23 protein-coding genes are annotated in these 22,197 nt (G+C 66.5%); 15 read left to right on the top strand and 8 right to left on the bottom strand.

Features of this window, described 5'->3' with window-relative positions; all coding sequences use genetic code 11:
* Nucleotides 1-65: 65 nt before the first annotated feature.
* From NFH66_RS04945 to ilvD, 4 genes are all read left to right on the top strand, one after another.
* Entirely contained in the window at nt 66-1,031 is a 966-nt protein-coding gene (locus NFH66_RS04945; protein ID WP_349608821.1) for a TAXI family TRAP transporter solute-binding subunit, read from the top strand.
* A complete protein-coding gene (locus NFH66_RS04950; protein ID WP_349608823.1) occupies nt 1,031-2,842 on the top strand; it encodes a TRAP transporter permease in 1,812 nt (603 codons plus the stop codon). Before NFH66_RS04945 ends, NFH66_RS04950 begins: the two co-directional genes overlap by 1 nt.
* Before the next feature lie 8 nt (nt 2,843-2,850).
* The gene (locus tag NFH66_RS04955; protein ID WP_349608824.1) at nt 2,851-3,399 is read left to right on the top strand and encodes a transporter substrate-binding domain-containing protein; all 549 of its coding nucleotides are present in this window, start codon (nt 2,851-2,853) and stop codon (nt 3,397-3,399) included.
* Nucleotides 3,400-3,495: 96 nt separating this feature from the next.
* Complete coding sequence (ilvD, locus tag NFH66_RS04960; RefSeq protein ID WP_349608826.1) at nt 3,496-5,340, top strand: dihydroxy-acid dehydratase; 1,845 nt, start codon at nt 3,496-3,498, stop codon at nt 5,338-5,340.
* Between the two features lie 122 nt (nt 5,341-5,462).
* On the opposite strand, the gene nudE is transcribed toward ilvD, so the two are convergent.
* Complete coding sequence (nudE, locus tag NFH66_RS04965) at nt 5,463-6,047, bottom strand: ADP compounds hydrolase NudE (RefSeq protein WP_349608827.1); 585 nt, start codon at nt 6,045-6,047, stop codon at nt 5,463-5,465.
* A gap of 73 nt (nt 6,048-6,120) precedes the next feature.
* Between nudE and yrfG the strand changes: the two genes are divergently transcribed.
* The gene (yrfG, locus tag NFH66_RS04970; protein WP_349608828.1) at nt 6,121-6,834 is read left to right on the top strand and encodes a GMP/IMP nucleotidase; all 714 of its coding nucleotides are present in this window, start codon (nt 6,121-6,123) and stop codon (nt 6,832-6,834) included.
* Nucleotides 6,827-7,213, top strand: a complete 387-nt coding sequence (gene hslR / locus NFH66_RS04975; RefSeq protein ID WP_349608830.1) for a ribosome-associated heat shock protein Hsp15 — start codon at nt 6,827-6,829, stop codon at nt 7,211-7,213. Before yrfG ends, hslR begins: the two co-directional genes overlap by 8 nt.
* Nucleotides 7,214-7,391: 178 nt before the next feature.
* Here hslR and NFH66_RS04980 read toward each other — a convergent pair whose 3' ends face one another.
* Nucleotides 7,392-7,841, bottom strand: coding sequence for a YaiI/YqxD family protein (locus tag NFH66_RS04980; RefSeq protein WP_349608831.1), 450 nt, complete (start codon nt 7,839-7,841; stop codon nt 7,392-7,394).
* Nucleotides 7,842-8,297: 456 nt separating this feature from the next.
* Between NFH66_RS04980 and NFH66_RS04985 the strand changes: the two genes are divergently transcribed.
* Nucleotides 8,298-10,001, top strand: coding sequence for a DEAD/DEAH box helicase (locus NFH66_RS04985; protein WP_349608832.1), 1,704 nt, complete (start codon nt 8,298-8,300; stop codon nt 9,999-10,001).
* A gap of 113 nt (nt 10,002-10,114) precedes the next feature.
* Entirely contained in the window at nt 10,115-11,098 is a 984-nt protein-coding gene (locus NFH66_RS04990; RefSeq protein WP_349608834.1) for a DMT family transporter, read from the top strand.
* Nucleotides 11,099-11,101: 3 nt separating this feature from the next.
* On the opposite strand, the gene NFH66_RS04995 is transcribed toward NFH66_RS04990, so the two are convergent.
* Together NFH66_RS04995 and argE are read right to left on the bottom strand one after the other, a co-directional pair.
* Nucleotides 11,102-11,818: a glutamine amidotransferase gene (locus NFH66_RS04995; protein WP_349608835.1), complete on the bottom strand. Its 717-nt coding sequence runs from the start codon at nt 11,816-11,818 to the stop codon at nt 11,102-11,104.
* A 35-nt stretch (nt 11,819-11,853) separates the two neighbouring features.
* Nucleotides 11,854-13,008, bottom strand: a complete 1,155-nt coding sequence (gene argE, locus NFH66_RS05000) for an acetylornithine deacetylase (protein ID WP_349608836.1) — start codon at nt 13,006-13,008, stop codon at nt 11,854-11,856.
* Between argE and NFH66_RS05005 the strand changes: the two genes are divergently transcribed.
* Nucleotides 13,007-13,156 (top strand): hypothetical protein, encoded by a 150-nt coding sequence (locus tag NFH66_RS05005; RefSeq protein ID WP_349608838.1) that lies wholly within the window; start codon nt 13,007-13,009, stop codon nt 13,154-13,156. The genes argE and NFH66_RS05005 overlap by 2 nt on opposite strands.
* 169 nt (nt 13,157-13,325) lie before the next feature.
* Here the strand turns inward: NFH66_RS05005 and NFH66_RS05010 are convergent, their stop codons facing one another.
* Nucleotides 13,326-13,736, bottom strand: a complete 411-nt coding sequence (locus tag NFH66_RS05010) for a DUF2442 domain-containing protein (RefSeq protein ID WP_349608839.1) — start codon at nt 13,734-13,736, stop codon at nt 13,326-13,328.
* Nucleotides 13,723-13,971 (bottom strand): DUF4160 domain-containing protein, encoded by a 249-nt coding sequence (locus NFH66_RS05015; protein ID WP_349608840.1) that lies wholly within the window; start codon nt 13,969-13,971, stop codon nt 13,723-13,725. Before NFH66_RS05015 ends, NFH66_RS05010 begins: the two co-directional genes overlap by 14 nt.
* A gap of 246 nt (nt 13,972-14,217) precedes the next feature.
* On the opposite strand from NFH66_RS05015, the gene NFH66_RS05020 reads away from it, so the two are divergent.
* A complete protein-coding gene (locus tag NFH66_RS05020; protein WP_349608842.1) occupies nt 14,218-14,529 on the top strand; it encodes a hypothetical protein in 312 nt (103 codons plus the stop codon).
* A 224-nt stretch (nt 14,530-14,753) separates the two neighbouring features.
* Here NFH66_RS05020 and istB read toward each other — a convergent pair whose 3' ends face one another.
* On the bottom strand, nt 14,754-15,527 hold the full coding sequence (istB, locus tag NFH66_RS05025; RefSeq protein WP_133483961.1) for an IS21-like element helper ATPase IstB: 774 nt from the start codon (nt 15,525-15,527) through the stop codon (nt 14,754-14,756).
* Nucleotides 15,520-17,043: an IS21 family transposase gene (gene istA / locus NFH66_RS05030; RefSeq protein WP_502878634.1), complete on the bottom strand. Its 1,524-nt coding sequence runs from the start codon at nt 17,041-17,043 to the stop codon at nt 15,520-15,522. The genes istB and istA overlap by 8 nt, the downstream gene beginning before the upstream one ends.
* 169 nt (nt 17,044-17,212) lie before the next feature.
* On the opposite strand from istA, the gene NFH66_RS05035 reads away from it, so the two are divergent.
* From NFH66_RS05035 to NFH66_RS05055, 5 genes are all read left to right on the top strand, one after another.
* A protein-coding gene (locus NFH66_RS05035; RefSeq protein ID WP_502878658.1) for an IS3 family transposase occupies nt 17,213-18,444 on the top strand; the annotation gives its coding sequence in 2 pieces (ribosomal slippage) (nt 17,213-17,480 and nt 17,480-18,444; 1,233 coding nt in all).
* Nucleotides 18,445-18,787: 343 nt separating this feature from the next.
* Entirely contained in the window at nt 18,788-19,192 is a 405-nt protein-coding gene (locus NFH66_RS05040) for a hypothetical protein (RefSeq protein ID WP_349608844.1), read from the top strand.
* Nucleotides 19,185-20,054, top strand: coding sequence for a PhzF family phenazine biosynthesis protein (locus tag NFH66_RS05045; protein WP_349608845.1), 870 nt, complete (start codon nt 19,185-19,187; stop codon nt 20,052-20,054). Before NFH66_RS05040 ends, NFH66_RS05045 begins: the two co-directional genes overlap by 8 nt.
* Before the next feature lie 23 nt (nt 20,055-20,077).
* Nucleotides 20,078-20,530, top strand: a complete 453-nt coding sequence (locus tag NFH66_RS05050) for a hypothetical protein (protein ID WP_349608846.1) — start codon at nt 20,078-20,080, stop codon at nt 20,528-20,530.
* A 452-nt stretch (nt 20,531-20,982) separates the two neighbouring features.
* Entirely contained in the window at nt 20,983-22,083 is a 1,101-nt protein-coding gene (locus NFH66_RS05055; RefSeq protein ID WP_349608847.1) for a YkvI family membrane protein, read from the top strand.
* Nucleotides 22,084-22,197 lie beyond the last annotated feature (114 nt).

Below are 22,197 nucleotides of genomic sequence, written 5' to 3' on the forward strand. Positions count from 1 at the left end.
ATTATAGTGATTGCTGAAGTACCTAACCATAACATACCGATTACCGGACACCTTGGGAGTTGCTCATGCCCCGTCTTACTCGCACCCTGCTGGCCACGACCACGGCGATCCTGATGGGGGCAGCCGCCCTTCAGGCCCAGGCCGAGACCCGCGTGACCTACAAGTCGGCCTCCGCCGGTACCGCTTACTACCAGATGGGCGTCGAGTTGGCCGAAGCCATTCGCCAGGGCACCGAGGGCGACGTGGTGGTCACTCTCGAGGAGAGCCAGGGCTCGGTGCAGAACGTCATGGAGGTCATGGCGCGCCAGGGCAACTATGTGTTCACCACGCCGCCTGGCCTGGTGGAGAGCGCCCTGGCAGGCAGCGGCCCCTTCGCCGAGCGTCACAGCCCACGCTTCGAGGAGATTCGCGGCCTCTTTCCGATCCCGGCCATCACCATGCACTTCGTGCTCGCCGGTGACCAGGGCGTGGTCGATATCGAGGCCCTGGAGGGCAAGGAGATCCTGATCGGTCAGGGCACCTTTGGGGCGCGCGAGGCCCAGCGCTACCTGGAACTCTTCGAGCTCATCGACCGGGTCGAGGTCGCCAACGCCAGTATCGGCAGCGGCCCCGATGCCCTGAAGAACGGCCAGATCGATGCCTTCGTCACCGCCAGTTCCTTCCCCACGCCCAATGTCATCGAGACCGCGGCCAGCATGCCGATCAGCCTGGTCAGCCTGAGCGATGCGCAGATCGAGCAGACCGGGGCCGCGCGTCAGACCATCCCGGCGGGAACCTATGCCGGCATCGACGAGGACGTGTCGACCACCTCGCTGCCGGTCATCGCCTACACCACCACCGGCATGGATGACGACACCGCCTACACCCTGACCCGGACCTTCTGGGAGCGTCGCGATGCCATGGCCGAGGAGACCGCCTGGTGGGGCGGCATCACCCACGACATGATCGGCAACATCGCGGGCACTCTGCACCCGGGGGCCGTGCGCTATTACGATGAGGCTGGCATCGAGATCCCCGACGAGCTGCGCTGATGTCTCCGATTCCATCGTCCACTGCATCGCCGGCCGCAGCCGGCGATGCCGCGTCTGGCTCCCTGCATCCGGCCTGGGTGACGCTCGGTGCGCTCAGCGTCGTCTTCCACCTGGGATTGATCTTCTATGGACTGGCACCGGCGCTGGTCAGTCGCCCCGTGCACATGGCGCTGGCGCTGCCCTGGATCCTGATCTTCATGGCGCGCACCTCCTTCGAGCGCTGGAGCGGTTGGGTGCTGACCCTGCTGGGCGTGGCCGGCTGTGCCTACATCGCCCTCGGCCACCAGGCCCTGATGCAGCAGTACGGGTTTATCGACAGTCCGCTGCAGATGGCCATCGGCGGTTTCCTGGTGTTGCTGGCCCTGGAAACGGCGCGCCGCGCCATCGGTTGGCCGCTGCCGTTGGTCGCCCTGGTGGCGCTGCTCTACGGCCTGTTCGGTGACCGAGTGCCCGGCCAGTTCGGCCACCCCGGCATCCCGCTGCCAAGCTTCATGGGCACCCTGACGATCTCGGAGGGTGGGCTGTGGGGCTCCTTGACCGGCGTCAGCGTGGGCGTGGTGGCGATCTTCGTGATCTTCGGTGCCGTGCTCAACGCGGGGGAGGCGGGCCGTGGCTTCATGAACCTGGCGAGTGCCATGGCGGGGCGCCTGACGGGCGGTGCTGCCAAGGTGTCGGTGATCTCCTCGGCGCTGATGGGCTCCATTTCCGGTTCCGCCTCCGCCAATGTCGCCTCCACCGGGGCGATCACCATTCCCTCCATGGTTCGCCTGGGATATCCGCGCTCCCTGGCGGGCGGTGTGGAGGCGGTCGCCTCCTCCGGCGGGCAGATCATGCCGCCGCTGATGGGGGCCGGGGCCTTCGTCATGGTGGAGCTGACCGGCACGCCCTACACGCAGATCATGGCGGCGGCGATGCTGCCGGCGATTCTCTACTTCGCCACCGTCTGGGTCGGCATCAACGCCTACGCTACCCGTCACGACCTCAAGCCGCTGGATGACGCCGACAGGCCCTCCCGGCGCGAGGTGCTGATCACCTCGCTGTTCTTCGCGGTGCCCTTCGTGATCCTGCTGGAGCGCATCTTCCTGGGCGGCTACACCCCTCAGTACGCCGCCAGCCTGGCGATCTTCGCGGGCCTTTTGCTGCTCTTCTTCGATGTGACACTGAGCTTCTCGTTGCGCGGCTTCGCCTCGCGGCTGGCCGAGGCGCTGGTCACCGCGGGGCGTCAGGTGGCGGTGATCGGCGCCATCATCATCTGCGCCTCCCTGGTGATCGGCGTGCTGGCGATGACCGGGCTCGGGGTCAAGATCACCTCGGGCATCCTCTCGCTCTCCGGCGAGATGCTGTGGCCGGCGCTGCTGCTGACCGCCCTGGCCTGCCTGGTGCTGGGCATGGAGGTGCCCACCACCGCGGCCTATGTGATCTGCGTCTCGGTGGCGGGACCGGCGTTGACCTCCCTGGGCCTGGAGCCGCTGCTGGCCCACCTCTTCGTGTTCTGGTTCGCCCTGCTCTCCACCATCACCCCCCCGGTCTGCGGTGGCGTCTTCATCGCCGCCGGGATGGTGGGGGAGAGCTGGTTGAAGGTGGCCTTCAAGGCAATGGCCCTGGGCATCGGGCTCTACCTGATCCCGCTGGCGATGGTGGCCAACCCCGATGTGATCCGGCTGGCCATCTCGCCCGCCACGGCGCTGTTCGACATGCTCAAGATCGGCGCCGGGCTGGCGGCCATCTCCTTCGGGGTAATCGCCCGGCGCGCGCTCTGGCTGCGGCTGCTGCTGGTGGTCGTCGGCGCGGTGGTCGTCTTTGTGATCTAGGAGGCTGTATGCGTATCGCGACGCTGGGACCCGAGGGCAGCAACCATGCGCTGATCGCAAAGCGCTACCTGACACAACGCGCTGGTGCCGAAGGTGAGGTCTGCCTTTACGCCACCTTCCCCGAGGCCTTCGAGGGGCTGCTCGCGGGCCGGGTCGACCGGGTGTTGCAGTGCACGGCCCACTTCAGCCACGCCGACTGCGTGGGACGCACTATGCACCGTGCCTTCCCGGTGGATGCCTTCGTCGCCGGGAGCCGACCGCTGGCGCTGCTGGCTCGGACCGAGGTGGAAAGTCCGTCGCGGGTGGGCCTGCAGCCGGCGACCCGCTACTACACGGGCCTCGCCGCCTTCGCCGAGCAGCACGACTACCCGTCCATCGTGGCCGTGGAGGAGGCCTTGCTGGCGGGAGAGGTGGAGGCCGGCATCTGCGCGCGGGAGGCACTGGAGCGCCACCCCGGGAGCCTTCGCCTGATGGAGGACCTGGGGCCGGCGCTGGATGTCTGGGTGCTGTATAGCATCCGGCCACTGCCAGGTGGCCATCCACTGCTGCTGGGCTGAGCCACTGGCCTGACGGCCGGGCGCGTGCCAGAATCGTGGGCTGACCTGGACACCGAGCCGCCGGCAGAGGCGGCCGCCCGCATAAAAGAGGACACCATGCCCGAGTATCGTTCCCGCACCACCACCGCCGGTCGCAACATGGCCGGCGCTCGCGCCCTGTGGCGCGCCACCGGCATGAAGGATGACGACTTCCACAAGCCGATCATCGCCGTGGCCAACTCCTTCACCCAGTTCGTGCCGGGGCACGTGCACTTGAAGGACATGGGGCAGCTGGTGGCCCGCGAGATCGAGAAGGCCGGCGGGGTGGCCAAGGAGTTCAACACCATCGCCGTGGACGACGGCATCGCCATGGGCCACGACGGCATGCTCTACTCGCTGCCGAGCCGCGACCTGATCGCCGACAGCGTCGAGTACATGGTCAACGCCCATTGCGCCGACGCCCTGGTGTGCATCTCCAACTGCGACAAGATCACCCCCGGGATGCTCAACGCCGCCATGCGCCTGAACATCCCGGTGATCTTCGTCTCCGGCGGCCCCATGGAGGCGGGCAAGACCAAGCTGCTCGACCACAACATCGACCTGATCGATGCCATGATCTACGCCGCCGACGACCAGTACAGCGACGAGCAGATCGAGGAGATCGAGCGCAGCGCCTGCCCCACCTGCGGCAGCTGCTCGGGCATGTTCACCGCCAACTCCATGAACTGCCTGATGGAGGCGCTGGGCCTGGCGCTGCCGGGCAACGGCACGGTGCTTGCCACCCACGCCGACCGCCGCCGGCTGTTCGAGGAGGCCGGCCATCGCATCGTCGAGCTGGCCAAGCGCTACTACGAGGGGGACGAGGCGCACCTGCTGCCCCGCGCCATCGGCTCCAAGGCGGCGTTCCGGAACGCCATGACCCTGGACATCGCCATGGGCGGCTCCACCAACACCATCCTGCACCTGCTGGCCGCCGCCCAGGAGGGCGGGGTGGACTTCACCATGGCCGACATCGACCGCCTGTCGCGCGAGGTGCCGCAGCTCTGCAAGCTGGCGCCCAACACCCAGCAGTACCATATCGAGGACTGCCACCGCGCCGGCGGCATCATGGCGATCCTCGGCGACCTGGACCGTGCCGGTGTTCTCGATACCCGCGTGCCCACCGTCTACGGCGACACCCTAAAGGCGGCGCTGGAGGAGTGGGACATCATGCGCAACCCCAGCCCCGAGGTGGTGGAGTTCTACAAGGCCGGCCCCGGCGGCATCCCCACCCAGACCGCCTTCTCCCAGGCCGCGCGCTGGCCGAGCCTCGATGGCGACCGTGCCAACGGCTGCATCCGTGACCTCGAGCACGCTTTCTCCCGGGAGGGCGGCCTGGCCGTGCTGTTCGGCAACATCGCCGAGGATGGCTGCGTGGTGAAGACCGCCGGCGTCGACGAGTCGATCCTGGTCTTCGAGGGCCCGGCCCACGTGGTGGAGTCCCAGGACCAGGCGGTGGAGCATATCCTCGGCGGCCAGGTGAAGGAGGGCGATGTGGTCGTCATCCGCTACGAGGGGCCCAAGGGCGGCCCCGGCATGCAGGAGATGCTCTACCCGACCTCGTATCTCAAGTCCAAGGGGCTGGGCAAGGCGTGCGCGCTGCTCACCGACGGCCGCTTCTCCGGCGGCACCTCGGGGCTCTCCATCGGCCACGTCTCCCCGGAGGCCGCCGCCGGCGGTGCCATCGGCCTGGTGGAGCAGGGCGACATCATCGAGATCGACATCCCCAACCGCGCCATCAACGTCAGGCTCTCCGCCGAGGAGCTGGCCGAGCGCCGCGCGGCGGAGGAGGCCAAGGGCGCCGATGCCTGGAAGCCCAGCATCCAGCGTGACCGCAGGGTCTCCGCGGCGCTCAAGGCCTATGCGCTGCTCGCCACCTCCGCCGACAAGGGCGCGGTGCGCGACCTCACCAAGCTCGACTGATACACCTTCGACTGATACATCCCCGACGCCCCGGCCCCGGCCCCGGCCGGGGCGTCGGCGATTCACTCAGGGCATGGAACTCGCCGCCCAGCGGCTGCTGCGCCGCTGGGCCTTGCGCTGAGCTACCAGCGCAGTGCCGTTTCCGCCCCGCGCTCGAGCAGCTTGTCCCGCGCGATGTACAGCGCGGCGATGGCCCGCGCCTCGTGGAAGTCCTCCCGGGCGAGCAGGGCGGGCAGCTCGAAGAGCGCATGGGTCTCGACGATCAGCGGCTCGGGCTCGTCGCCGGGCAGGCGCCTGGGGTAGAGGTCGGTGGCCAGCAGCACCTGCATGCGGTGGCGCATGTAGTTGGGCGCCAGCGACAGCTCGACCAGCGGCTCGATGCTGTGGGCGCCGAAGCCGCACTCCTCCATCAGCTCGCGGTTGGCCGCGGTGATGATGTCCTCGCCGGGGTCCACCAGCCCCTTGGGCAGGGTCAGCACGTAGTCCTCGAAGCCCGCGGCGTATTCGCGGATCAGCAGCACGTGCTCGGGGTCGGGCATGGCCACGATCATCACCGCGCCGCTGTCGCTGCCGGTGAGGCGCTCGAAGGTGCGCTCCTCGCCATTGGAGAAGCGCAGGTCCAATGACTCCACGTGGAACAGATGGCTTTTGGCGACCGAGCGGCGTTCGAGGATGGCGGGCTTCTGCGGCCAGCTGGGCGAGGTCATGGCGGCTCCGTTTCAGGGGGGAGGGGTCGCCTGTTACCATATCACCTCCCGCAAGCCACGACCCGGAATCCCCATGATCGACTGGCGCGCCATCGACACGGTCCTGCTGGACATGGACGGCACCCTGCTGGACCTGCATTTCGACAGCCATTTCTGGCTCGAGCACCTTCCGCGCCGCTACGTGGAGCTCCATCAGCTCGACGAGGCCACCCAGGAGGTGGTGCGCTCGAAGGTGCTCCACGAGCAGGGCACCCTCAACTGGTACAGCCTCGACTACTGGAGCCACGAGCTCGACGTCGACGTGGTCGCCCTCAAGCGCGAGGTCCAGCACTTGATCGGCCTGCGCGGCGACGCCCTGGACTTCCTCAAGTGGCTCAAGCAGGCCCACCCGCGGGTGGTGCTGGCCACCAACGCCGACCGCGGCAGCCTCGGGCTCAAGCTGCCGCTCACCGGTCTGGAGCAGTACCTGGATGCCATCGTCTCCTCCGCCGACCTCGGCGTGCCCAAGGAGGAGCAGGCGTTCTGGTGCGCGCTGCAGGAGGTGGAGCCCTTCGACCCGGCCCGCACCCTGTTCATCGACGACAACCCCAGGGTGCTGGAGAGTGCCCGGACGTTCGGCATCCGCCATCTGCTGGGCATCAAGCAGCCCGACAGTCGGCGCCCCGAGCGTGAACTGGAGGAGTTCGTCGCCCTGGATACCTTCTCCGCCATCCTGCCCGGCAGCCAGCCAGCGCTGGCCCCGGGGGCAGAGGCGGAGGCGAATGGAGGAAAGAACGCCGATGGATAGCGTACGGCTCGACAAGTGGTTGTGGGCAGCGCGCTTCTTCAAGACCCGCGGCCTGGCCAAGAAGGCCATCGAGGGGGGCAAGGTGCACTACAACGGCGCCCGGGCCAAGACCAGCAAGACCGTGGAGGTGGCAGCCATCATTCGCGTGCCCCAGGGCTGGGATATCCTCGAGGTGGAGGTCGTTGCGCTCTCCGACCAGCGGCGTGGCGCCCCGGAGGCGCGCGCCCTCTACCGCGAGACCGAGGAGAGCGTGGCCCGTCGCGAGCGCGAAGCCGAGGCGCGCCGGCTCACCAACCAGGCCATGCAGCACCCGCTCAAGCGACCCGACAAGAAGCAGCGCCGCGACATCCAGCGCTTTCAGCGCAACCAGGGGGAGTAGGCGCGCGGCTCCTGCGTGATTGGCGCCTTGTAGGAGGGAGGCTCTGCCTCGCGACTGGCGCCGCCAGGCGCCCCGGCCGCTTTGCCGATCTTGCGGGCGTCATCTGGGGAGGCCTTCGGCCTCCAGTCGCGATGCGTAGCATCCCTCCTACCAACCCCATGCAGGGCAAGCAGTTTGACTACCGCTGCTTCGCCAGCCAGCGATCCAGGGCGTTGGCGAATTCGCGGCGATCGCCGTCGGAGTAGCCCTTGGGGCCGCCGGTATGCTCGCCGCTGGCGCGCAGGGTTTCCATAAAGTCCCTCATCTGCACCCGCGCGCGTATGTTATCGGCGTCGAGTGTTTCGCCACGGGTGGTCATTACCTTCGCCTGCCGCTCGATGGCGGCCATGGCCAGTGGCAGGTCCGAGGTGATCAGCAGGTCGCCCGGCTGGATACGCTCGACGATCTTGTCGTCGGCGGCATCGAAGCCCTGGCTTACCGCCAGCGACTTCACCCACGCCGAGCGCGGCAGCGGTACCGTATGGTTGGCCACGAACCAGGCCAGCGTGCGGGTGCGTTCGGCAGCACGCACGATGATCTCGCGGGCCACCTTGGGGCAGGCGTCGGCATCGACCCACAGGCAGGGCATGGCATCTCCTCGATCAACAGCATTCGATCAACATTAGTAACAGGACAGCCGAAAAGGCTGGCCAGGGCAGGTCGACGATGGTAGCATGCGCGCTCCTCGCATGTGTTGACCCCACCATCATGTACGACGCCATCGCCGCCGGTCACCGACTGAGCACAGGATGGGCGCCGCAACGCCAGGCCCAGCGCCATCGCTGATGGCCGCAAGCGTTCGAATTGTGTAGATGGAGCGCCACCGAAATCCCGCCACTCTGGCGAGATCGGCGCAAACGGTCGCCACAGGGTTCCTGCCCGCCATCCCCGATGGCCCGGAACCGATGCCAGGTGCGACCGGCGTCCCCGACCCCGATGTCACGTGCTGCCCCTCCTCGAGGGCCTGCGCGCCTGACCGTGCTGCTGCGCGTCAGGGACGCCAATGAATTTACGCCGGTGATCCCGGCCTACCAAGGTGTGATTGATGACCTCTTCTTCTGTCGCTTCGCCGCGCTTCGGCGATCTCGCTCTGCTGCCTGCCGTTCTCTCTGCCGTCGAGTCTCTGGGCTACCAGGCCCCCTCGCCGATCCAGGTCGAGACCATTCCGGCACTGCTGGAAGGGCGCGACATGCTGGGCCAGGCCCAGACCGGCACCGGCAAGACCGCCGCCTTTGCCCTGCCGCTGCTGTCGCGTCTCGAGCTGACGCGTCGCGAGCCCCAGGTGCTGGTGATGGCGCCGACCCGTGAGCTGGCGCAGCAGGTCGCCGTCTCCTTCAGCCGCTATGGCCAGAACCTCCAGGGCCTGGAAGTGGCCACCCTGTGTGGCGGCCAGGAGTACCGTGAGCAGCTGGGCGCGCTGAAGCGTGGTGCCCAGGTCGTGGTGGGTACCCCCGGCCGGATCATCGACCACCTGGATCGCGGCAGCCTCAAGCTCGACGGCCTCAGCGCCCTGGTGCTGGACGAAGCCGACGAGATGCTGCGCATGGGCTTCATCGACGACGTCAAGCGCGTGGTCGCCGACACCCCCAAGAACGCCCAGCGGGTGTTCTTCTCCGCGACTCTGCCGGCCGAGATCGAGCGCATCGTCAATCGTTACCTGGTGGACCCGGTGAAGGTGAGCATCGAGTCACGCACCACCACCGGCGAGAACATCGAACAGCGCCTGGTGCGCGTCGACGGTGGCGCCAAGCTGGAGGCGCTGGCCCGCATCCTCGAGGTGGAGCCGGTAGACGGCGCCATCGTCTTCGTGCGGACCCGTGCGGCCTGCACCACCCTGATGGAGCAGCTCTCCGCCCGCGGCCTCAACGTGGCCAGCCTCTCCGGTGACCTGGACCAGAGCCTGCGCGAGCGCACCATCCAGCGCCTCAAGCGTGGCAAGGTCGACGTGCTGATCGCCACCGACGTGGCCGCCCGTGGCCTCGACGTGCCGCGTATCACCCACGTCTTCAACTACGACCTGCCCCAGGATTCCGAGGCCTACACCCACCGCATCGGCCGTACCGGGCGTGCCGGGCGTACCGGTATCTCGATCACCTTCGTGGGCTTCCGCGAGGGCCGCAAGGTGGGCTGGATCGAGCAGGCCACCGGCCAGAAGATGAGCGAGATGGAGGTGCCCGACGAGGCAGCCATCCGCGCCCATCGCGACGAAGCCTTCCACCAGAAGGTGATCGCCGCCCTGACCGCCGGTGCCGAAGAGCAGCAGGCCCTGGTCGAGCGCCTGATCGGCGAAGGCTACGACCCCGTCGAGCTGGCCTGCGCCTTCGCCCGCCTGGCGCGTGCCGACGAGGCGCCCATCGGTCGCCTGCAGGCGCCGCGCAAGGAGCGCAGCGATCGCACCCCGCGTGACGGCCGGCCGGCACGTCGCGAGCGTGGCCCCAGCGAGGGCATGACCCGTTATCGCGTCTCCGTGGGTCACAAGGACGGCGTCAAGCCGGGCCAACTGGTCGGCGCTCTGGCCAACGAAGGCGGCATCGAGGGGGCCCGTATCGGGCGCATCGATATCCGCAACGCCTTCTCGGTGGTCGAGCTGCCCAACTCGCTGCCCGCCAGCATCCTGGCCAAGATGGCCCGCGCCCGCGTGGCCGGCCGTGCGCTGGAGATCAGCGAGGACCGTGGCGCGCCGGAGCGTGCACCGCGTCGTCGCAGCGATGACGGCGAGGCGCCGATTCGCCGCCAGTCGCGCGCGTAACGCCCCGGGTACCGCCCCTGCGGGCGGCACCCCACCCAACAACAGGTCGGAGCCTTGCTCCGGCCTGTTGTCGTTGGTAACCACACTATTTCGCCAGCAAGGAGGACTCCCCGATGTGGAAACGGCTGCCGTTTCGCCTACGCGGCTATCTGATCACCATGAGCGGCGTGCTGTTGCTCTCGCCGGACGCCCTGCTGGTCAAGGACACCACGGTAGACGTTGCCACCTTCATGTTCTGGCGTGGGCTGATGCTGGGCCTGGTGCTGCTGGTGATCGCCGTCGCGCGCTACCGTCAGCGCCTGGGCCAGGCGGTGCGCGCCTGCGGCCCGGCGGCGCTATGGTGTCCGCTGGCCTTCGCCGCCAGTGCCTGGGCCTTCGTGGGGGCAACCCGCCTGACCTCGGCGGGCAACGTGCTGGTGATGCTCAACCTGGCGCCGCTGGTGGCCGGGCTGATCGGCATGCTGTTCTTCGGCCAGCGCCTGCGCCGCCAGACCTGGGTGGTGATCGGCGTGTGTATCGTCGGGGCCAGCCTGATGGCCGCCGGCGAAGTGGGGCAGGGCAGCCTGCTGGGGCTGGGGGTGGCGCTGATCATTCCGGTCTCCATCGCGGTCAACACCAGCGTGGCCAGCTCCCGGCCCGGCAGCGGCAAGCGTGGCCTGGATACCACCGTGGTGCTGCCGCTGGGGTGCCTGGCGATGCTGCTGCCCGCCGCCCTGATGGGGGGTGCCCAGTTGCCGGGGTACGAGGACATGCAGCGGCTGCTGCTGATGGGACTGCTGCTGCCGCTGGCCTACTTCCTGATCCAGACCGGGGCCCGCTACCTGCCCGGCGCCGAGGTCAGCCTGGTGATGCTGCTGGAGACCCTGGTGGGCACGCTGTTGGTGTGGTGGTGGGTTGGCGAGGTACCGGCGCCGCTGGCCTTCGTGGGTGGCGGCATGATCGTGGTCGCCATGCTGGCAAGCTCGCTGCGCGATCTCGCTCGCCAGCGCCGGAAGGTCGCCGAGGGTGCGCCGGATACCCGCCGGCTGCGTGACGCCGCCGCCGAGGCGAGCATCGCGCGTGGCGAGCCCGCCCCGCCGGTGGGCGAGCGCCACTGATCCCTAGGAGGCCATCGCCACCATCTGGGCGAAACGCACCAGCAGCGAGCGCGCCTGGGGGGTATCGGTGACGCGGCGCATCAGGGCATTGGCATCCTGGCCCTGGTCGCGCAGCGTGTCGACTTGGCGGGCCAGGTAGGCGCGCATCACCTCGGGGGTGAACTCGGGGTGGAATTGCACGCTCCACTGGCGCGGGCCGTAGCGGAGCGCCTGGAAGGCGTCGTGGGCGTTGCGAGCCAGCACCACCGCGCCGCTGGGGGCGGCGAGTACCGACTGGGCATGGGTGAGCTGGGCGGGGAAGTGGCGGGGCAGGGTGCCCAGCAGCGGGTCCTCGCGGCCCGAGTCGGTGAGCGACACCTCGTGGGTGCCGGACTCGCGCCCCGCCGGGTGGTAGCCGCTCTCCCCGCCGAAGGCCGATGCCATCAGCTGGTGGCCGTAGCACACCCCGAGCATCGCCAGGTTGCGCTCCCGGGCCGAGACCAGCCAGGGCTTGAGCGCCTCGCTCCACGGCTCGGCGTCGCTGACCATGGCGTGGGAGCCGGTAATGAAGAGGCCGTCGACGCCGGCCAGGTCGGGCAGCGCTTCCACGCGGGCGTCGAACACCTCGGCGGTGAAGCCGGCCTCCGCCAGGGCCCGCCTGAACAGCGCCTCGAAGTCACCGTGTTGCGCGATCACCTCGGGGAAGGCATCGCCGGTCTTGACGATCAGCAGGCGGGTCATGGCGGCTCCTGGCATGGGGGATGGAGGCGCCTATTCTACTTTCGTTGCAGCCGCTCGCCCAGCGCCGCCATGAAGCGCGCCCCCGCCTCGAGCTGCTCGTGCTCGATGTACTCGTCGGGCTGGTGGGCCTGAGCGATGCTGCCCGGGCCGCAGATCACCGTGGGCAGCCCCTGGCGCTGGAACTGCCCCGCCTCGGTGGCGTAGGCCACCGCACCGGCGGGGCGCTCGCCGAGCAGGTCATGGCATAGCGCCAGCACCTCGGCGTTGTTGTCGTCGGCCAGCGCCGGCACCGTCTGGTTGAGCGGCTCGGTGACGATGCTCGCCTCCGGCGCGCGGCGGCGCATCTCCGCCTCCAGCGCCTCGGCACGGGCGTCGACCCGGCCGATCAGGTCCTCGAAGCGGTCCGAGGGCAGGTGGCGTATCTCCCACTCGAAGGTGCACTCCCGGGCCATGATGTTGATCGCCGTGCCGCCCTGGATCCTGCCCACGTGCAGGCTCGAGTGCACCACGTTGAAGGCCTCGTCGACGCGCCCCTCGGCGCGCAGCTCCGCCATCACCTCCTCGATGTAGGTGACCAGCCGCGCCGCCACATGGATCGCCGAGACCCCCTGGTTGACCTGGCTGGAGTGGCTGGCGCGACCGGTGACGGTGGTGCGCAGGTTGGTGGCCCCCTTGTGGGCCACCACCGGGTGCATCAGGGTCGGCTCGCCGACGATCACCGCCGCCGGCCGCGGGTGCTCGGCCATCAGCCGCTCGATCATGCGCGGCGCGCCGATGCAGCCCACCTCCTCGTCGTAGGAGAGCGCCAGCCAGATCGGCGTTGCCAGCTCCAGGGCCACCCAGCGCGGCACCTCGGCCAGGGCGCAGGCGATGAAGCCCTTCATGTCGCAGGTGCCGCGGCCGTAGAGCCGGCCGTCGCCCTTGTCGACCAGGGTAAAGGGGTCGGTCGTCCAGGGCTGGCCCTCCACCGGTACCACATCGGTATGCCCGGAGAGCACCACGCCGCTGGCCACGTCCGGGCCGATGCGCGCCAGCAGGTTGGCCTTCTTGCCATCGTCGCTCTCCACCCGCCAGTGGGGCACGTCGTGCCGGTCGAGCAGCGCCTCGACGAAGGCGATCAGCTCCAGGTTGGAATCTCGCGAGACGGTGGGGAAGCCCACCAGGCGGTCGAGCATCTCGGCGGCGGTCATGGCGCACTCCTGGGTCAAGGGGGAAGCGAGGGGAGTCCTCGAGCAGAGGCAGACTAGCACGCCTGGAGAGCGGGTCGAAGGCGGCGGCCTGATCTACTGCGGCGGCTACGGCACCGAGCTCGATAACGGTCACGACCGCCTCGGCTGAGCCGGCGACCACCCTTGAAGCTACAAGCCTGGCCCGCAGCGAGGTACGCAACACCGACAACAGGAGCTACCGTAGCGCTATCGCTCAGCTCCGTGAGCTGCATGGCACGCTCGAAACGCTGGAGCAGCACCGAGCATTTGCCGCGGCACTGGAGGAGTTGCGTACCGAATTACGCCTGTACCTTGCGCGGTCGTCCCCCTTTGGAACCATTCTCCCTGGAAGCATGGCTCTTGGCCTGGCTACGGCTGCGCCCCCCTGCGGCGCCCAGCTGGCGAGCCATCCACTGTTTGGAGCCAAACTGGCCTTCCAGGAGGGCGGGCACGTAGAGGTCGGCATCGAGCTGAGGCCAGTGCAGGCCAAGCCCGGAGGGTGAGACCTCGATCTCGGCTAGGGCATCAGGGGTGGCATCGGCGAGGCCTTCGACAAGGTGCGGGGGGATTGCGAGCTCGAGCCCTGAGTGCAGGCGCACGATCACCCGGTTGGTGCGGCGGTCGTAGCGGGCGGCAACAGCATGGGCATGGTCGCGCTCGGCAGCCATGCGAGCTTCTGCCTGCTGGATGACATCATCAGTAATGGCCATGAATCTCCCTCCATTTGGCACATAACGCCAACAGCTCTTCCGACAGTGCCGACGCGATACGGTTGAGGTCCGGCGAGTTAAAGCGGTAGCTCTCGCGCAGCTCGGGCGGTCCACTTGGACAGTGCAGGATAAACACCGCTTCACCGCCCTTGCCGATGACGTGCATATGCGCCGGTCGATGGTCGTTGGGGTAGATGACAGCTCTCAGGCCATCGAAACGGAGAATGGTTGGCATAGGGGCAGTTTAGCATAAAAACCTAACCGCTTGGGTTTATGCTAGACCGGCATGGGTCGGGAGAAGGAGTACACTGTCCGTCTTTTAAGTGAAACCCGGACAGTGCGCAGTCGCGCTGCCAATGACGCGGCCCGTGGCCGAGCGCACCGCAGATGATCTTTCGATTCGCATCGCGGGAGAGGCAGTGATCGTGGGAAGCGGCACGCTGCACCTGCCAGACTGATGATCACCAGATTGGGAGCCACTATGAAACCCTTCTCCATCCTGCTGACTCGCCTGCTGGGGCTGTATCTCTTCCTGAGCACGCTTTTCGCCATCCTTCCGGCGCTGCTGGTTCCCAGCGCGGGTGAGCTTTGGTCGGCCGAACTGCTGCCGGTGCTGATCGCCACGCTGGCGGTACCGCTGGTGGGCGGCGTGCTGCTGTGGAGCTTCGCCGGCCGGTTGGCGGGGAAGCTGCATGGCGGCGGCGAGGCCGATGTTCGGATCCGCCGCGGCGCTGCTGGAACGGATCAGGGCGGAGAAGGAGAAGCAGAAGCCGACCAAGACCCGGCGGGGTAGCCGAAAGGCAACGGTGACATCATGAAGGGAAAATCGGGGACGTACCCCTGTTTCCTATTTTACCTGATGTTGTTTTTATAGAAATGGGAGGGCGCGAGGTTGTCTGGAGGCGTTGAGATTGAAATTTCGGGGAGAGAGGCGAGCCTGATTCTGCGGTATGCGACGTCAACTACTTTGGCCGCTTGGCGACAATTAAAATGGCCGGTTGGGTGGGGTAGTTGTCGTCAGTCCGACGACCCAGCTTTTCCTCCTTGTAATTGTCGTTGATAAGCACGCTTACGGTAGCTCTCCCCGCTCAGCTCCATCAGCGTGGCGTGGTGCACCAACCGGTCGATGGCGGCCACTGCCATCATGCTGTCGGGGAAGATACTGTCCCAGGCGCTGAACGGCTGGTTGGCGGTGATGATCAGGCTGGCCGACTCGTAGCGATGGGCGATCAGCTCGAACAGCACTGACGTCTCGGCCTCGCTGCGTTGGACGTAGCCGATATCGTCGATCACCAGCACGGCGTACTTGTCGAGCTTGATCAGGGCGTCGCTCAGGCGCAGTGCCTGCTTGGCAGCCTGGAGCTCCTGGACCAGGCTTGAGGCGGTGGCGTAGCGCACCCGGTAACCCTGGTCGACCAGCGTATGCCCGAGCCCGGCCGCCACGTGGCTCTTGCCGACGCCGGAGGGCCCAAACAGCAGCAGGTTGTGAGCCTGGTCGACCCACTGCGTGTCGCCGGCCAAGGCGCTCAGTTGCCGGCGCTGCTCGGCCGCGATGGCGTCGAACTCGAAGGACTCCAGCGTCTTGCCCACCGGCAGCCGGGCCTCCTTGAGGTGCCGGGCCAGCCGGCGTCGCTCACGCTCGGCCAGCTCGTGCTCGCATAGGGCGGCCAGTGTTTGTGGCAGGCTCCAGTTTTCGGCTCGGGCGCGGGTTTCCAGCTGGGGCCAGCAGGCGGCCATGGTGGGCAGGCGGAGCTGTCGCAGTAGCAGCGGCAGCGTCTGGGCATCAGGCATGGCAGCCCACCTCTGTGGTCGGCACGCTGGGCACCAGATGGTTGTAGCTGGCGATGTCATGCTGAGTCACCTGGGGGAAAACCAGCGTGGCGCTCGGCGTGGCGGCGAAGCGGGCCTGGAGCTCGGCCAGCGTCGGGCTCTTCCCGCGCGCCAGGGCGCCCAGCCAGTAACTGGCGATCGCCTCGGCCTGGTCCTGCTCGGCGGCCAACGCCAGAGCGCCAACGATGCGCTTGCAGGCCTCGGCGACCGGCAAGGCGGCGGTCAGCCGGGCGTACAGCTCGCGCCACTCCGCACTCGGCAACAGGTCGTCGCGGAACGTCAGCCCCGCCAGCGCCCGGGGCTTGCGGACCAGCCAGCCGATCACATGGCGGTAATCGATGACCCGCAACCGGCCGCTTTCCGGCGTGGCATGCAGCCGCCTCAGCGTCAGCAATGCTTGCTGTGCGTGATGCAGCACCAAGCGATCATCGTAAAGGTGCACCCGCAGGTTCTCGCCGATCAGCCGGGACGGCACCGAGTAGAGCACCTTGCGCACCTGGATAGTGCTGGAGGTAGTGACGCGCACCGTCACCTCGCTGTAGTCGGTACCGGGCCGGCTGGGCAGTGGCTGTAGCGCGCCACGCTCGACGGTGATCCGGGCCGCGTTGCGGCGGTTGATCGCGGTGGTCACCTCATCGAGGAAGGCCTGGTAGTCATCGAGGCTAGCGAAGTCCTGGGAGCCGCGCAGCGTCAGGCGCTGTTGCAGGCGCCGCTTGAAGTGGCCATGTGGCGACTCGATGCTGGCGTTTTCATGGCCGCGCCCTGGGTTATTACGGGTGGCCGTCATGCCGTAGTGAGCGCACAGGGCAGCATAACGCTCGGTGAGGTCGGCTTCCGCCTCCCGGCCGAGGTTGCGGAAGGCCGCCGACAAGCTGTCGGTGCGGTGCTCCGCGGGGACACCGCCAAGCCGCTCCAGCGCACGGGTCAGGCCTTCAGCCAGCGCCGGGTAGCTCTCGCCACCGAGCACCACCCGGACATAACACCAGCCGCTGTAGGCCAGGCGGAAGTGGTAGAGCCGGTGATCAAGCAGCTCCCCTGCCACGGTAATGACAATCCCCTTGAGCTCGGTGAAGTCGGAGAGGCCGCGCAGCCCGGGGCCATGGGTTTGCGGGAACATTACCTCTTTCTCCGGGCCGTGCGCGGCTCGCCAGCCCTTGACCCGGCGCTGCAGGGTTCGCAGCAGGCTGTCCGGGTACTGGCCGGGGTGCTGCTCCTGCAACCACTCCAGCAGGGTCAGTGCCTGCAAGCCCGGGGCGGCGGCCAGCTGGGGGACGAGCGTGGTCTCCCACACATCGGCGAAGGGGTCGGGCCGGGTTCGCCAGTGCCGTGATGCCGGCGGCTCGGAGGACTCGGCCCGGCGTTCGAGGCGGCGAGCGGTTCTGACGGAGAGGCCGGCCTTGGCGGCGGCGACCTCCTGGGTCTGGCCTTGTTGACGTTGCGACATATAGAGCGTGACCTGTTGGCTGGTGACCGCCATACCGGCTCCCTGGTGGGTCGGGACAAGCGGTCAAGCTTAGGGCAACCGGTCACAGTAGTTGTCGTCGGCCGGCCAGAGTAATTGTCGCTCTATACTGCGGTATATAGTGGACCCTGAAAACAAGACACTGGTTTAAGATATGCCGAGGCCGATTTCGAAGGGACCAGAGATGTCGAAGCAGAAACGTAACACCCACTCGCCGGAGCTGAAGGCCAAGGTCGCCTTGGAGGCGGTCCGTGGCTTGAAGACGGCCAACGAAATCGCGCAGGAATTCGGGGTCCACCCTGTCCAGGTCGGCCAGTGGAAGAAGGCGCTGCTGGCTGACTCGGCCACCTTGTTCGACAAGAAGCGGGGTCCCAAGCCCAAGCCTGAATATCAGACCGACGAGAAGCTCTACGGGGAGATCGGCCGCCTGAAGATGGAGCTCGACTGGCTGAAAAAAAAGTCCGGGATCAACCTGCCATGATCCGCCGCAGCTGGATCGATGCGACCGACCAGGTGCCCCTGGCTCGACAGTGCGCGTTGGCAGACGTCGCCAGATCAACGGTTTATGCTCAGCGACAGCCGAAGGTGCCAGCGGATCTGAATATCGAGCTATGCCACGCGCTCGATGAGATCTACACGCGCTGGCCGTTCTATGGCAGCCGTCGGATGGTGGTGGAGCTGGGGCGGCGTGGCTTTCGGGTCAACCGCAAGCGTGTTCAGCGTCTAATGCGCCACATGGGGCTGGCAGGCATGGCGCCAGGCCCTATGACCAGCCAATCGCACCCAGACCACAAGGTCTATCCGTACCTGCTACGCGGCGTATCGGTCACACGCCCGAATCAGGTGTGGAGCACCGATGTCACATACATTCGGCTGGCACATGGCTTCGTGTATCTGGTGGCGATCATCGACTGGTACAGCCGCAAGGTGTTGAGCTGGCGGCTGAGCAATACCATGGACGCCGGCTTCTGCGTCGATGCTCTGGAAAGCGCTCTGCGGCTGCATGGCGCGCCGGAGATCTTCAACAGCGACCAGGGCTCTCAATTCACGAGCCAGGCCTTCACGGGAGTGCTCAAGGACGCGGGCGTCACCATCAGCATGGACGGCCGTGGCCGGGCGTTCGACAACATCTTCGTCGAGCGGCTATGGCGGACGGTCAAGTATGAAGACGTGTACCTGAAGGGCTATGCGAGCCTCGGCGAGCTGACCCTCGGTCTATCCGACTACTTCGCGTTCTACAACGTCCAGCGCCCTCACCAGTCGCTGGAGAACCAGACCCCGGACGACGTTTATCAGTCGGGCCTCGGGGGCGGCGCTTCCATTCCTGACCACTTCGGTCGTCAGAAGGATGCCGCACAGAACCAAAACACAGGGCAGCGCTGTGCAGCTGCAACCATGGCTGAGACGATAACTTAAACCCGTTCGTTTTCTGTCTTGACGATGGGGTCCACTTTAGTATGGATATCCGTTCCCGGACCAGGTGCCCGCCTTCGAAGCGGTAGCAAACAAGGCAGGCTTTCATCGGCTGATGATCGAAAGGTTTTGGCTCGAGATGCTGGTTGGGGACCTGAGTAGGTCAATAAAAGAGATCAGGAGTGCGGCATTGCAGGAGGAGCTGGATTCCCTGTGCGTTACACTGGAAGTCGCCATGAGGTATTCTGCATAATTCGTAATAATCTTATGTATGTGGAAGGCCGAAGAGAAAGGGCCCATACCACTGGCTGGAACGGGCTTGTTGTCATTAAAACCAGGAGGCGCAATGCTGCATCCGGATCAGTTTCAGGTCAACGAGGCCTGGATCGCGTTCAAGCTGAACGAGTGGCCAGTCCATACGGCGCAAGATGGTGATTTCGATATCGTCGCGTTCATGGATGCGGCAAGCTGTTTTCTCCTGAGCTCCAGGCCGGTGCCGGCAACGGGTGAGGGACCTGGAAAGCTGGAATCCCGGCGCTTGTTGAAGCAGGCCAAGGCCCATAAGAAACGCTGGCCCAAGAAGCTTTTCGTTCCCAAGGAGTGGCCGGCGTCGTCAATTGTCGCCGAGGCGAAGAGGCAGGGTATTGCCGTGGTTCATGTTCCAGAAGATCAGCTGCTTTCCTTTATCAGTGATGCGAGAGAGGGATTCAGGGAGAGTGTAATCGGGCCTCGGGTGGGGCCGCATGACTGACTACTTTCTGCTCGATGTCTTCACCAACCGAGCCTTTGCCGGCAACCCGCTGGCGGTATTCCCCCGGGCAAAGGGGCTGGATGACGGCATGATGCAGGCTATCGCCAACGAGCTGAACCTCTCCGAGACGGTGTTCGTCGGTGGGGCAACCGGCCAGCATCGCTACCCCATCCGCATCTTCACACCCACGGAGGAGCTGCCCTTCGCAGGCCACCCGACGATTGGCACCGCCCACCTGCTGGTGGAACTGGGTATGGCAGAGCGTGACCGTCCTCTGGTTCTCGAGGCTGGCGTCGGCCCACTGGTAGTGGAGTTCGAGCACGAACTGGCTCGATTTACCACGGCGGCGCCGTTCAGCAGCCTGCCGAGCACCTTGACCCGGGCCTCCGCGGCCGAGCTGCTGGGGTTGGAGGCGCATCAGGTCCTTGGCGAGCCAGTGCTCGCCTCCTGTGGGCTTCCTTATCACCTGATCGAGCTTGCGTCGCTTGAGGCCATCGCGCGGGCACGGCCATCGCCGGGCGTCTGGTCGGATTGGATCTCACCCAGCGGCCACGAGCAGGTCTATCTCTATGCGGCCGGCAAGGAGGTTGGTGCATCACACATCGTGAGAACCCGGATGTTTTCCACCCCGGGTGGCGTGCGCGAGGATCCGGCTACCGGCAGTGCGGCCGCGGCCTTGGCTGGGCACCTGGCACAGAACAGAGGAGTTGGTCGATGGCGCTGGCGGATCGAGCAGGGCAGCGAGATGGGCCGCCCGAGCCGCATTCTTGCCGAGGCCGAGCGCACCGCAGATGATCTTTCGATTCGCATCGCGGGAGAGGCAGTGATCGTGGGAAGCGGCACGCTGCACCTGTCAGACTGATGATCACCAGATTGGGAGCCACCATGAAACCCTTCTCCATCCTGCTGATTCGCCTGCTGGGGCTGTATCTCTTCCTGAACACGCTTTTCGTCATCCTTCCGGCGCTGCTGGGTCCCAACGCTGGTGAGCTCTGGTCGGCCGAGCTGCTGCCGGTGCTGATCGCTACGCTGGCGGTACCGCTGGTGGGCGGCGTGCTGCTGTGGAGCTTCGCCGGCCGGTTGGCGGGGAAACTGCATGGCGGCGGCGAGGCCGATGTTCGGATCAACGACCATGACCTGGTGCGTGCCGGCACCTTCCTGATCAGCGTCTATCTGGTGGTGCGTCATCTCGGCCTGCTGGTGGGGCGCTATGCGAGCTCGGGTGACGTGGCCTATGGCGCCCTGGTCGTGGTGGTCGCGGGCCTTGGCATGATGCTGGGCGGAGGGGCTCTCGCGGTGCTTTACCGCCGGGTCAAGTATCTGGGGGCAGGCCACTAGCGAAGGGCGAAAGCTGCGGGGTCGAGGTGAGGGGCGGGGTGTCCTGATATCCCCTTCAGGCGTGATAGCGCAGCTTGGCGATCAGGCTGGCATCGTCGTTGATCTTGTATCCGTTGGCAGTCGGTAAAAATAAAAAGCAGGAAACATGCCAGATATAATGTGATTGCTGTATATCCATTGATTCGCAGCAAGATCATCTGGACAGCTCCTTATATGTCGCTTAATGCATTAAGACTAAAGGCTAATATCCTGCCATTTATTTCTAGAGATAGAAGAAATTCCCGATAATAAACTAGGTTTCCTATCGTATACTTCCTCGCATCCTGGCGGGTGAGCGGCCCTGGCTGCCTGTTCTGCACCGTGGCAGCTCGCAACGCTGGCCAGAAACAGTTCATGGCTTCCGGTCGCCTCTGGGCGCCGGGGCCCGTTGTATATAGTGAGGTATCGAGATCATGACCAAACAGCCCTTCCTGATCGCCATGACCTTCATGTCGATCATCATCGGCGGCGGCTTCGCCTCCGGTCAGGAGGTCCTGCAGTTCTTCACCGGCTACGGCCTGATCGGCGTGGCCGGCACCCTGGTCAGCGGGCTGCTGTTCGCCTTTCTGGGCATGCAGATCGCGCGCATGAGTTCGAGCATGCAGGCACGTTCCCACAAGGAGGTGCTGGTGGCGCTCTTCGGCCGTCGGGCCGGGCTTGCCATCGACCTGGTGCTCTCCTTCTTCCTGTTTGGCGTGGGCGTGGTGATGCTCGCCGGCAGCGGTTCCATCTTCGCCCAGCAGTACGGCATGCCGCCGCTGTTCGGCGGCGTGCTGCTCAGCGTGCTGGTGGTCGCCACCCTCTGCCTGCGGGTGCGCGGCATCATCAACCTGATCAGCGCCATCATGCCGGTGCTGCTGCTGCTGGTGATGACCATCACCGTCTACTCCTTCTTCTCCAGTGATGCCTCCCTGGAGTCGCTGAACGCCGCCTCGGGCGAGTTCGCCACTATCAGCGACGGCTGGCCGGTTTCCCACTGGTTCATCGGCGCATTGCTCTACGCCTCCTTCAACATCGCGGTGGGCTTCCCGATGCTGTCGGTGATCGGCGGGCTGACCTCGGATACCCGCCAGGCGGCGTTGGGCGGCATCCTGGGCGGCGTGGGCCTGGGCGTGCTGATCTTCCTGCTCAATGTGGGACTCTTTGCCAACCTCGACCGCCTGGTGGGCGTCGAGATGCCGTCGCTGATGCTGGCCAGTGCGCTCTCGCCGGTCGTGGCATTGCTCATGTCCCTGGCCCTGATCTGCATGATCTACAGCACCGCAGTGGGCATGTTCTTCGCCTTCACCGCCCGTTTCGCCGCGCCCGAGACCTCCCGCTTCAAGGTGCTGAGCGTGATCTTCACCGCGGTGGGCCTGGTGCTCAGCCAGTTCGGCTTCAGCGCGCTGATCGGCACCGTCTATCCGATGCTCGGCGTGGTCGGCCTGATCCTGATCCTCGCCCTGGGCTACCGCTGGCATCTCTCGCGTCGCGAGGCCAAGGCGCAGCTGGCGAGCACCGCCAACCGCCGATAGCGCTGGCTCCTGGCACTCCAGGAGGTGCCGGGGGCTGGTTGCGGTCAGTTCTTCCCTCGGCGAGAAAGGCCGGCCACGGGCAACCGTGGCCGGCCTTATTCACATCTGGAGAAC

The sequence above is a fragment of the Halomonas sp. H10-9-1 genome (assembly GCF_040147005.1).
In the GTDB taxonomy this organism is placed as follows: domain Bacteria; phylum Pseudomonadota; class Gammaproteobacteria; order Pseudomonadales; family Halomonadaceae; genus Halomonas.